Source organism: Saccharopolyspora soli, from assembly GCF_022678645.1.
Classification (GTDB): domain Bacteria; phylum Actinomycetota; class Actinomycetes; order Mycobacteriales; family Pseudonocardiaceae; genus Saccharopolyspora; species Saccharopolyspora soli.
The window spans coordinates 1-9,645 of sequence record NZ_JALBWV010000128.1; the positions used below are offsets into that span (position 1 = coordinate 1).

A 9,645-nucleotide genomic window follows, 5' to 3' on the forward strand; every position below is an offset into this window, starting at 1 on the left:
CGCCCACCGGCGGGCTGGGCCTCGGCGTGGACCGCCTGATCATGCTGCTGACCGGCGGCTCGATCCGGGAGTCGCTGACCTTCCCGCTGGTCAAGCAGCACGGCTGATCAGGCCGCGTGGAACACCGGCACGGCTTCGCCGTCTCCGTAGCGCTGGAAGCCCACGGAGAGCGCAAGGCCCTCGGCGAGGTCTTCAGGGGCGACGCCGAGGATTCGCGCGTGCAGCCAAGGCCCCTCGGTGAGTTCGACGATCCCCGCGACGACGGCGGTGTCGTCCGGGCCGGGCACCACGGTCCAGGTCACCAGCGTCGCGGTGCCGCCAGCGGGCTCCCACGTCAGGTCGATCGATGCGCAGTCCGGGCACTGCGGCACGTTCGGCGCGATGACCAGCGAACACTGCGGGCAGCGCCGGACGAGCAGTTCACCGCGGGCGGTGCCGTCGAAGAACTCGGCCGACGCCTCGTTGCGGGAAACGGAGATCACGGGTACGTCCCTGCTGTCAGAGCTCGCCATGCGAGCAGTTCCGTCGGCGCCCCATTCGGGTGAGAGGTGAGGGGCACCCGTGACCAACTTACTGGGGCACGGGTGCCCCTCACCTCAGGCTCATCCGGTGGGGCTGAGCACGAGGGTGGCGTGGTGGGCCAGGATGCCGCCGTTGCCGCTGACCAGGATCACGTCGTTGCGCGGCACCTGCCGCGCGCCGCCCTGACCGCGGGCCTGGATTACCGCCTCGGACAACGGGGTCATACCCCACATGTAATAGCCGGACAGCTGGCCACCTCCGGTGTTGACCGGGAGCGCGCCACCTGGTGCCAGCGCGCCGGAGGCGACGAACTCGCCGCCCTCGCCCTTGGCGCAGAAACCGTAGTCCTCCAAGGTGATCAGCACGGTGAAGGTGTAGCAGTCGTAAAGCTCGGCGACATCGACGTCCGAAATGGACACTCCGGCCATCTTCAACGCGGTGGGGCCTGCCTGCGCGGCGCCGGTGCGCAACCCGAACTCGCTGCCGCGCGCGGCGGGGTAGTTGGGGTGGCTCTGCGCGAATCCGAGCACGTGCACCGGCGGCTGGCGCAGGTCCGCCGCGCGGTCGGCGGAGGTGACCAGCACCGCGATGCCGCCGTTGCTGACCAGGCAGCAGTCCAGCAGCCGCAGCGGATCGGCGATCATCCGAGACGCCTGGTGATCGGCTAGGGTGATCGGTTCCCGGAACTGGGCGAGCGGGTTGCGCGCCGCCCACGCCCGCTGTGCCACCGCGATCGCGCCGAGTTGTTCGGACGTGGTCCCGTAGGTGTTCATGTGCCGCCGGGCAGCTTGCGCGTACATCGCATTGACGCTGGTCAGCCCGCTGGCGCCGAGCAACCCTTCGAATCCGCTTGGCAGACGGCGCCCGGTGTAGGCCGACGCGCTGCCCTTGTCGGGCTGCCGGGGCGCGTCGGCGAACACGCAGGCGACGGTGTCGGCCATGCCCGAGCGCACCGCCATCGAGGCGTAGGCGAGCATCGACCCCGCCGATGAGCCGAACGCTTGCATCTCGGTCAGCAACCGCAGGTCGCGGATCTGGAGTTGCTGTTGCAGCGTCCAGATGTCGACACCACCGGAGACTCCGGAGTTGAGCAGCAGGCCGTCCACATCGGACAGTTGAAGTCCGGCGTCGGCGACGGCGCGGCGCACCGCCTCGGCGGCGAACTCGCCTGCGGTGGAACCGTAGACCTTGCCCAGTTCGGTCATGCCCAGGCCGGCGATCACCGGCCGACGCCCTGCGGAGTCCGCCAATGCCGCCTCCCTTGCGAGCCACCGAAATGTTTCGGACTTAGAACTCGCGCGGATTGGGCATGTCGAGGGGGTCGTCAGGCAAGCGGCGTCAGCCGCTTCCTCCCACTCTCGCAGCTCGCGCCGCTGCGGGTTCTCAGAGGTTTTCTCGCGAGGACAGCCCCGACGTGGTGTATCGGCATACATGATGTCGGGGATCCCGGAGTCGAGAAAGCCTCTGAGGTTCCGCTACCCGCACCGCCACGCAAGCCAATCCGCGCACCCTCTTAATCAGTCCAAAATCATGATGACCCGCTCGCGTGCGACCGCGCAAGACGCCGATTGATCGGCTACAACGCGGGAATCAGGCTGTCTGCGGGGGTTTGCGCCGAGTCCAGCAGACCGCGCCGGGCCAGTTCCGGGTGCACGCCTTCACCGAACCAGTACGCCTCTTCCAGGTGCGGGTAGCCGGACAGCACGAACTCCTCGATGCCCACCGCGTGGTATTCCTCGATGAGATCGGCGACTTCGGTGTGGCTGCCGACGAACGCGGTACCAGCGCCGCCGCGGAGCAGGCCGACTCCCGCCCACAATCCGGGGTGGATCTCCAACTTCCGCGCGTCGCTGTGCAACACACCGCCGTGCAGCTCAGCCATGTTGCGCTGACCGGTCGATTCGGTGACCGCGAACTTCGCCTGGGAGGCGGCGATGTCAGCCGGGTCCATCTGGTCGACGAACCGCTGCGCAGTGGCCCAGGCGTCGGCGCTGGTGTCCCGCGTGATGATGTGGGCGCGCAGGCCGAACCGCAGGGTGCGGCCCTCCTCGGCGGCGAGTTCGCGCAGCCGCTGGACCTTCCGGCCCACCGCATCCGGTGGTTCGCCCCAGGTCAGGTGCACGTCCGCGCGCCGCGCCGCGACCGGCAGGGCGGCGTCCGACGAACCGCCGAAGTACAGCTTGGGCTGCGGGTCCGGCGCCTCGAACGCGGTCGCGCCGCGGACCTGGTAGTGCTCGCCGTCGAAGTCGAACGGCTCACCGCTGAAGATCCCGCGCAGCACGGCCAGGAACTCGTCGGTGCGCGCGTACCGCTGGTCGTGGTCCAGCCAGTCGCCGTAGCGCTGCTGCTCGCCGGATTCACCGCCGGTGACGATGTTGAGCAGCAGCCGCCCGCCGGAGACCTTCTGGTACGTGGTGGCCAGCTGGGCGGCCAGCGTCGGGGTCAGCGCACCGGGCCGGAACGCCACCAGGAACTTGATCCGCCGGGTGCGGGCCAGCAGCGCGGCCGTGGTGATCCACGCGTCCTGGCACCAGGTGCCGGTGGGGGTCAGCATCCCGGTGAAGCCGAGGTGCTCGGCGGCCTGCGCCACCTGCGCCAGGTAGTCGATGTCCGGCTGGCGCGGCGTGTCGGCCCCGGTGGCGGTGACGTGCGGCCGGTCCACAATGGATCGACCGTCGCCATGGGTCGGCAGGAACCAGTGCGTGGTGACGCTCATGTGGTGCTCTCCTGGGATCTTCAGCCCGCGGTGGCGAGCTGGTTGGCGAACCTGGTGTCTACGAACTCGGCGAACTGGAACGGGCGGGGGATCTCCTTGACCGCCACGAACGCGTCTGCGAGCTCCTGCTCCGAGCGGATCACCGAGTCGTCCAGCGGCACCGGCAGGTCCGGGCCCAGGTCGGTGGCTCGGCGGGTCACCTCGATCGGCAGGCCGGTGTCCGCGGACCAAGCCTGCGCGCGCTGCTCGCGGTTCGCGTCCGAGAAGCGCTGCGCCCTGGCCAGCCGCACCAGGTAGTCCGCGATGGCGGTGTTGCGGCCCGCGTCGGCCAGGGCCTTGGTCCCGGCGACCTGGAAGCTGAGCCCGTTGGCAGTGCCTTGACCATCGGCGATCACCCGCGCGCCGGACTCCAGCTGGATCTGGGAGAAGTACGGATCCCAGATCGCCCAGGCATCCACCGAGCCCTGCCGGAACGCCCCGAGCGCGTCGGAAGGTTGCAGGTACACCAGTTCGACGTCGTTGGGGGTCAGACCAGCGGCTCGCAAGGTCAGCAGGATCTGGCCGTGCGCCGAACTGCCCTTGGACACCGCGATCTTGCGGCCGCGCAACTGGTCGCGCCCCCGCAGCGGCGAGTTCGGCAGCACCACCAGCGCATCGCTGGCGACGTTGCCCTTCGCGGCGGCGACGATCTTGATGTTGGCCCCGGCCGCGGCGGCGAACAGCGGCGGCGTGTTGCCGACCCCGCCGAGGTCGATGGCATCCGCCGAAACCGCTTCCAGCAGCGGCGGACCGGACGGGAACGTCGCCCACTGCACGGTGTACGGGAAGTCGTCCAGCCCGGCGGAGTGCAGCAGGGAGCGGGCATTGCCCTTCTGGTCACCGACGCGCAGCGTCACACCCGCCAACCGCTGCGGATCGACCGGTGCGGGCACCGGAGCCTGCGCCGGATCGCTGCCGTCGGCACCGCAGGCGCTGAGCAAACCGGCAGAGGTGGTGGAAAAGGCAAGGGCAGCAAGGAAATCACGACGACGCACGGTCGGTTGCTCCATCGTTGCGGGAAGTCGGCACGCCATTCGCCGGGTAGGAGAAAGCGAATCGGAACGCGGTACCGGGAACTTGCGGAATCAGCGCGGAGAACTCAGCAAGGACGACAGACGGAGCTGGCCTGCCGTCGCAGATCGACGTGCAGGCGCCAGGTCAACGCAACGCGTCCGGACACGAATCTGATGCTTGCAGGCGCCCAGCACCGACGTCAACGGTGGCGGCGAGGCTCCCACGGAGCGGGAAACGGACCGCGTCAACCAGGAAACGATGCGAAATACGCGGCGGCCATGTCCTCGTTGCCGTGCCCGGCCGCCACCGCTCGCTGAAACCGCGCCAGCACCGCGTCGGCGAGATCGAGCCGGACCGAGTCGCCCGCGGCCTCGGCGATCAGCGCCGCATCCTTGGCCGCGCCGCGCAACTCGAACGACGGGGTGAAGTCGCCCTTGAGGATCGCCGCGCCCTTGAGCTGCGCGTACGGGGAGTCGGTGGGGGTTCCGCTGATCGCGGAGAGGAATTCCGCGCCGTCGACGCCGAGCGCACGAGCCAGCGCCATCGACTCGCCGACAGCGTTCGTGAGCGTCAGGATCCAGCTGTTGATGACGAGCTTCATGCGGGTCGCAGCCGCGCCCTCGGCGTCCTCGCCCAGCCAGAGGGTGCGCTGCCCGACCGCGTCGAACAGCGGTTGCACGCGGTCGCGGACTTCGGTGGGGCCAGCGGCCAGCACGACGAGTTCGCCCTTCTCGGCGGGCAGTTTCGTGCCCACCACGGGTGCGTCGACCAGCGTCGCACCGCTGGCGACCGCACTGGCCTGGGCCAATCCGGCGAGCCCGATCGTGCCCATCTGGAGCCACACCGCACCCGGCGGCAGTTCGGCGGCCGCGGCCCGGCCCGCCTCGACCGTTGCGGCAGCGTCCAACAGCATCGTGATCAGCACATCGGCCCCGCGCGCGGCCTCCGCCGGTGTATCGGCGACCGTGGCGCCGTCGGCCGACAACGGAGCTGCCTTGGCGGGAGTGCGGTTCCACACCCGGACCGGGAATCCGGCGGCCAGCAGGTTGCGCGCCATCGGCGCGCCCATCGTTCCGGTGCCCAGGAATGCCACAGTGGTCATCGAATGCTCCTACCGCGATTGTGCAATCGAGAGTCTACACAGGCCAGGCAGGAAAAGCACCTGGCATACCAAGGAGATTCGGATAGCCATTGTGGACAGTCGTCCGTGTGCGCGTGATCAACGGGTGCAGGTCGCGGGCAACATCGATTCCTGCGCGACCGACCACGGCACTCAGTCGAGACGGATCTGCCAGTTGCGGGAGATGACCGCGAGCACGGCCACCGCGCCTGCGGTGAACACCCCGCCGCCTTCGCCGAGGAGCAGGCACAGCACCGCGATGAACGCCGAGACCGCAGCCAGCGCTACGCGGGGTGACATGTGCGCCCACACGCGTCGCAACGCGCTGCTCTCGGTGAGCCTGCGCGCCAGTTTCGGATCGTCGCCGATGAGCTGCTGTTCGATCTCCCTCAGGCGGCGCCGCTCGTCCCTCGGTAGCATGGCCACCTCCAACGGGTCATCCGCCCTGTTGAACAAGTATTGCAACGATGTACGTCGGTGTGAAGGGCCCATTGGCAAGTCTGTCGAGGTAGGGCTGTGGGCTGCAACACCTGGCCCTAGGACCCGCGTCCCTGGTGGGACCAGCCGTCGGGGAGCGGACGCATTCCGCTGACCGGGCCGAGCCAGACGTAAACCCAGCACGGTTGGCCGTCGAGGCGGATCCGGCGGCGCTCGTACTCCGGACCCTCGTACTCGTCCAGCACCGGCAACGCCCGGTCCGGGTCGCGCAGCCGGAAAACCTGTGCTGGAACGCGGGAATCCGCGTCGAGCTTCAGCGCGGGATACCCGTTGGCCGTGTCGTACAGCGCGCCGGGCAGCCAGGTCGGCTCGGGCGGGCCGACGACCAGCGGCGACAGCAGATGCCAAGCCGCCGCGCCGGGCAGCAGCGTGCCGTAGACGGCGATGCGATCGGACACGCCCCGATTCTCCCGCACGCCGTCAGGGGCGGACGCTCCTCGCGCCCGCCCCTGACGGTGATTGGGTCACGCCGCGGTGGCCGTTGGTTCGTCGACCTGGAAGGTCAGTTCGCCGTCGGCGGTGGACACCCGCAGGTGGGCGCCCTCGGCGAGCTCGCCGTCCAGCAGCAGATCGCTGATCCGGTCGTCGACCTCCCGCTCGATCGCCCGCCGCAACGGCCGGGCGCCGAACTCCGGCTGGTAGCCGCGCTCGGCGATCCAGGCCACCGCGGCCGGGTCGAACTCGATGGCGATGCCCAAGGCTCGCAGCCGCCGCTCGGTGTGGCCCAACAGCATCCGGGTGATCGTGTGCAGCTGTTCGCCGTCCAGCCGCTTGAAGACCACGATCTCGTTGATGCGGTTGAGGAATTCCGGTCGGAACGCCTCGCGCAACCGGGGCATGATCCGCTCGTCCAGCGCCGGATCGGCGTCGGTGGCGGTGAAGCCGATCTTGCCGCCCGCGCTGGAGACGACCTCCGAGGCGAGGTTGCTCGTCATGATCAACACCGTGTTGGTGAAGTTGACGGTGCGGCCCTGGCCGTCGGTCAACCGGCCGTCGTCGAGCACCTGCAACAGCGTGTTGAACACGTCCGGGTGGGCCTTCTCGACCTCGTCCAGCAGGATCACCGAGTACGGGTGCCGCCGCACGGCCTCGGTCAGCTCACCGGCCTCACCGTGCCCGACGTAGCCGGGCGGGGCGCCGACCAGTCGGCTGGCGGTGTGGCGTTCCTGGAACTCGCTCATGTCCAGCCGCACCATCCGCTGCTCCTCGCCGAACAGGGACTCGGCCAGCGCCTTGGCCAGCTCGGTCTTGCCGACCCCGGTCGGACCGAGGAACAGGAAGCTCCCCACCGGTCGGTTGGGGTCGCCCAGCCCGCTGCGCGAGCGCCGCACCGCGCGGGCCAGCGCCCGCACCGCGTCGTCCTGGCCGACCACGCGCTGGTGCAACTCCTGCTTCAAGCCCTGCAGCCGCACCTTCTCCGCGGCGGTCAGGCGGCTGACCGGCACACCGGTCGCCCGCGCGACGATCTCGGCGATGTCCTCGGCGGTGACCTCCAAGACCTCCGCCGCGCCGCTGGCGCTGAGCGCGTTCTGCGCCTCGGTGATCTCGTCGCGCAACGCCGACGCCCGCTCGTAGTCCTCCGCGGCGACCGCCTCGTCCTTGGCCTGCTCCAGCCGCTCGATGCGACCGCGCAGCTCGTCGCCGTCCGGCGACAGCGCCGCCAGCCGCTTGCGTGCCCCGGCCTGGTCGATCAGGTCGATCGCCTTGTCCGGCAGGAACCGGTCGGCGATGTACTGGTCGGAGAGCTGGGCCGCGGCCGCAACCGCCTCCTCGGTGTAGCGGACCCGGTGGTGCGCCTCGTAGTTCTCGCGCAGGCCCTGCAGGATCGCGACGGTGTCCGACACGCTCGGCTCGGGCACCTGGACCGGCTGGAACCGGCGCTCCAGAGCGGGATCCTTCTCGATGTGCTTGCGGTATTCGTCCAATGTGGTCGCACCGACCACGTGCAGATCGCCGCGCGCCAACCGGGGCTTGAGCATGTTGCCCGCGTCCATCGCGCCCTCGGCGCCACCCGCGCCGACGACGGTGTGCAGTTCGTCGATGAACACGATCAGCTCGTCGCGGTGCTCCGAGATCTCGTCGATGACCTTGGTCATCCGCTCCTCGAAGTCGCCCCGGTAGCGGGTGCCCGCCAGCATCCCGGACAGCTCCAGTTGGACGACCCGCTTGTCGGCCAGCACCCGCGGCACCTGACCGGCGGCGATGCGCCGGGCCAGGCCCTCGACGATCGCGGTCTTGCCAACCCCGGCCTCACCGATGAGCACCGGGTTGTTCTTGGTGCGCCGGGACAGGATCTCGACGGTTTGCTCGATCTCCTCGGCACGACCGATCACCGGGTCCAGCTCCCCGTCGCGGGCGCGGGCGGTGAGGTCCCGGCCGAACTGGTCCAGCGTCGGGGTGCTGCTGTTCTTGCGGGCTTGTCGCTGCTCGCTGCGGGGCTGCTGGCTCGCGGCGCGCAGGACCTCGGGACCGGCCCCGGCCGAAGCGAGCAGCCGCCCGGTTTCCGACTGCGGGCTCGCCGACATCGCCAGCAGCACGTGCTGCGGGCTGATGTAGGTGGAACCGAGCGCGCGGGCGACCCGGTGCGCGTCGGCCAGCACCGTCCGGGCGGCCAGCGTCAGCGTGACGGGCCGGTCGCCGACGGCCTCGGCGGCCGCCGGGAGGTGCTCCTCGATCTCCGCGGCGAACGCGTCGGTGTCCACGCCGACCTGTCGCAGCTGGTCGCTGGTCGGGGGCTGGTGCGCGGCCGACCACAGCAGGTGCAGCGCGTCCAGATCGGTCTGCCCGCGGTCCCGGGCGAAGCCCGCGGCGCCGCCCAGCAGTTGTTGCGCTTGCTCGGTCATCAGCTCGGTGATGTCGATCCGGCGGGAACCGGACGCGGCATCGTCGCCACCGAAGAAGCGCGCGAAGTACTCGTCGAACGGGCCGCTGCCCGGTCCGAAGAACGTCGCCATTCCCAACCTCCTCGCGACGGTGTTGCTGGCTGCCGCCGCCATCTACTTGAGTCTGCTGTTAGCAACCAACGTCAGTCTGATCCAGGTAATTCCATCCAGTACCACAAGTGGCGCGCGTCACCGCTTGTCCGGCGCTTGGATGTGAAATATGCTCACCGGGCAATATTTAGAGCAAGGAATATCTGCTGATGGAGGCGCGATGCTGGGCAAGTTGCGGCCGCTGGAGGATGGCCGGTGCGAACTGCGGTTCGAGCGCGGGCTCGCGCATGCCCAGGAGAAGGTGTGGCGGGCGATCACCGACCCGGCGCAGCTGCGGGCGTGGTTCGTCGAGATCCTCGACTACGACCGCTGTCGGCTGGACTTCGCCGAGGGCACCGAGCTGACCTTCGTGCCGAAGCCGGAGCACGACCTGCCCACCGGGCAGGGCCGGACCACCCGGATCGACCCGCCCCGGCTGCTGGAATACACGTGGGACGCCGAGGTGCTGCGGTGGGAGCTCGAAGCGGACGGCCCGGACGCCTGCCGATTGATCTTCACGAACATCGTCGCCGACCGGGAGTTGGCCATCGCGGTCGCGTCGGGCTGGCATGCCGGGTTGGACCAGCTCGCGGCGTTCTTGGATGGCCGTCCCGTTGAGCAAGTGGACTTGGCGGGCCTGCAAGCCGAATACCAGGACGTGCTTGGCTGACCGGGGTCTTGCTTTGTACGCGGCGGGTGTCCTCGATAACGTGTTGATCTTCGCCGGGCTCGTCCTGCTGCTGTTCGTGCGGGAACGCCAGGCG

General features: G+C 69.6%; 11 protein-coding genes. 2 read left to right on the plus strand and 9 right to left on the minus strand.

Annotated features, from left to right (window positions below; all coding sequences use genetic code 11):
* Positions 1-107: amino acid--tRNA ligase-related protein (locus MOQ72_RS45960; protein WP_372495656.1), on the plus strand; the 107-nt coding region annotated here is incomplete at its 5' end.
* Here the strand turns inward: MOQ72_RS45960 and MOQ72_RS43155 are convergent.
* From MOQ72_RS43155 to MOQ72_RS43190, 9 genes are all read right to left on the minus strand, one after another.
* Positions 108-512: a Zn-ribbon domain-containing OB-fold protein gene (locus MOQ72_RS43155; protein ID WP_242191857.1), complete on the minus strand. Its 405-nt coding sequence runs from the start codon at positions 510-512 to the stop codon at positions 108-110. It abuts the gene before it with no gap.
* 90 nt (positions 513-602) lie between these two features.
* Positions 603-1,772 carry a thiolase family protein gene (locus MOQ72_RS43160; protein ID WP_308198069.1) on the minus strand — a complete coding sequence of 390 codons (1,170 nt, stop codon included), beginning with the start codon at positions 1,770-1,772 and terminating at the stop codon, positions 603-605.
* Positions 1,773-2,098: 326 nt separating this feature from the next.
* Positions 2,099-3,238 (minus strand): LLM class flavin-dependent oxidoreductase, encoded by a 1,140-nt coding sequence (locus MOQ72_RS43165; protein ID WP_242191858.1) that lies wholly within the window; start codon positions 3,236-3,238, stop codon positions 2,099-2,101.
* A 20-nt stretch (positions 3,239-3,258) separates the two neighbouring features.
* Positions 3,259-4,272: an ABC transporter substrate-binding protein gene (locus MOQ72_RS43170; protein ID WP_242191859.1), complete on the minus strand. Its 1,014-nt coding sequence runs from the start codon at positions 4,270-4,272 to the stop codon at positions 3,259-3,261.
* A gap of 104 nt (positions 4,273-4,376) precedes the next feature.
* Positions 4,377-4,457, minus strand: a complete 81-nt coding sequence (locus MOQ72_RS45965) for a putative leader peptide (protein ID WP_372495657.1) — start codon at positions 4,455-4,457, stop codon at positions 4,377-4,379.
* Between the two features lie 78 nt (positions 4,458-4,535).
* Entirely contained in the window at positions 4,536-5,393 is an 858-nt protein-coding gene (locus MOQ72_RS43175) for an NAD(P)-dependent oxidoreductase (protein WP_242191860.1), read from the minus strand.
* 171 nt (positions 5,394-5,564) lie between these two features.
* Positions 5,565-5,831 carry a DUF3040 domain-containing protein gene (locus tag MOQ72_RS43180; RefSeq protein ID WP_242191861.1) on the minus strand — a complete coding sequence of 89 codons (267 nt, stop codon included), beginning with the start codon at positions 5,829-5,831 and terminating at the stop codon, positions 5,565-5,567.
* Positions 5,832-5,947: 116 nt separating this feature from the next.
* Positions 5,948-6,307, minus strand: a complete 360-nt coding sequence (locus tag MOQ72_RS43185) for a gamma-glutamylcyclotransferase family protein (protein ID WP_242191862.1) — start codon at positions 6,305-6,307, stop codon at positions 5,948-5,950.
* 66 nt (positions 6,308-6,373) lie between these two features.
* Positions 6,374-8,863: an ATP-dependent Clp protease ATP-binding subunit gene (locus tag MOQ72_RS43190; protein WP_242191863.1), complete on the minus strand. Its 2,490-nt coding sequence runs from the start codon at positions 8,861-8,863 to the stop codon at positions 6,374-6,376.
* 199 nt (positions 8,864-9,062) lie between these two features.
* Between MOQ72_RS43190 and MOQ72_RS43195 the strand changes: the two genes are divergently transcribed.
* Positions 9,063-9,551, plus strand: coding sequence for an SRPBCC domain-containing protein (locus MOQ72_RS43195; RefSeq protein WP_242191864.1), 489 nt, complete (start codon positions 9,063-9,065; stop codon positions 9,549-9,551).
* Positions 9,552-9,645: the final 94 nt, after the last annotated feature.

Coding starts and splice junctions, on each gene's coding strand:
- MOQ72_RS43180 (WP_242191861.1), bottom strand. CDS start 5,831: ATGCTACCGAGGGACGAGCGGCGCCGCCTGAGGGAGATCGAACAGCAG.
- MOQ72_RS43165 (WP_242191858.1), bottom strand. CDS start 3,238: ATGAGCGTCACCACGCACTGGTTCCTGCCGACCCATGGCGACGGTCGA.
- MOQ72_RS43190 (WP_242191863.1), bottom strand. CDS start 8,863: ATGGCGACGTTCTTCGGACCGGGCAGCGGCCCGTTCGACGAGTACTTC.
- MOQ72_RS43175 (WP_242191860.1), bottom strand. CDS start 5,393: ATGACCACTGTGGCATTCCTGGGCACCGGAACGATGGGCGCGCCGATG.
- MOQ72_RS43195 (WP_242191864.1), top strand. CDS start 9,063: ATGCTGGGCAAGTTGCGGCCGCTGGAGGATGGCCGGTGCGAACTGCGG.
- MOQ72_RS43155 (WP_242191857.1), bottom strand. CDS start 512: ATGGCGAGCTCTGACAGCAGGGACGTACCCGTGATCTCCGTTTCCCGC.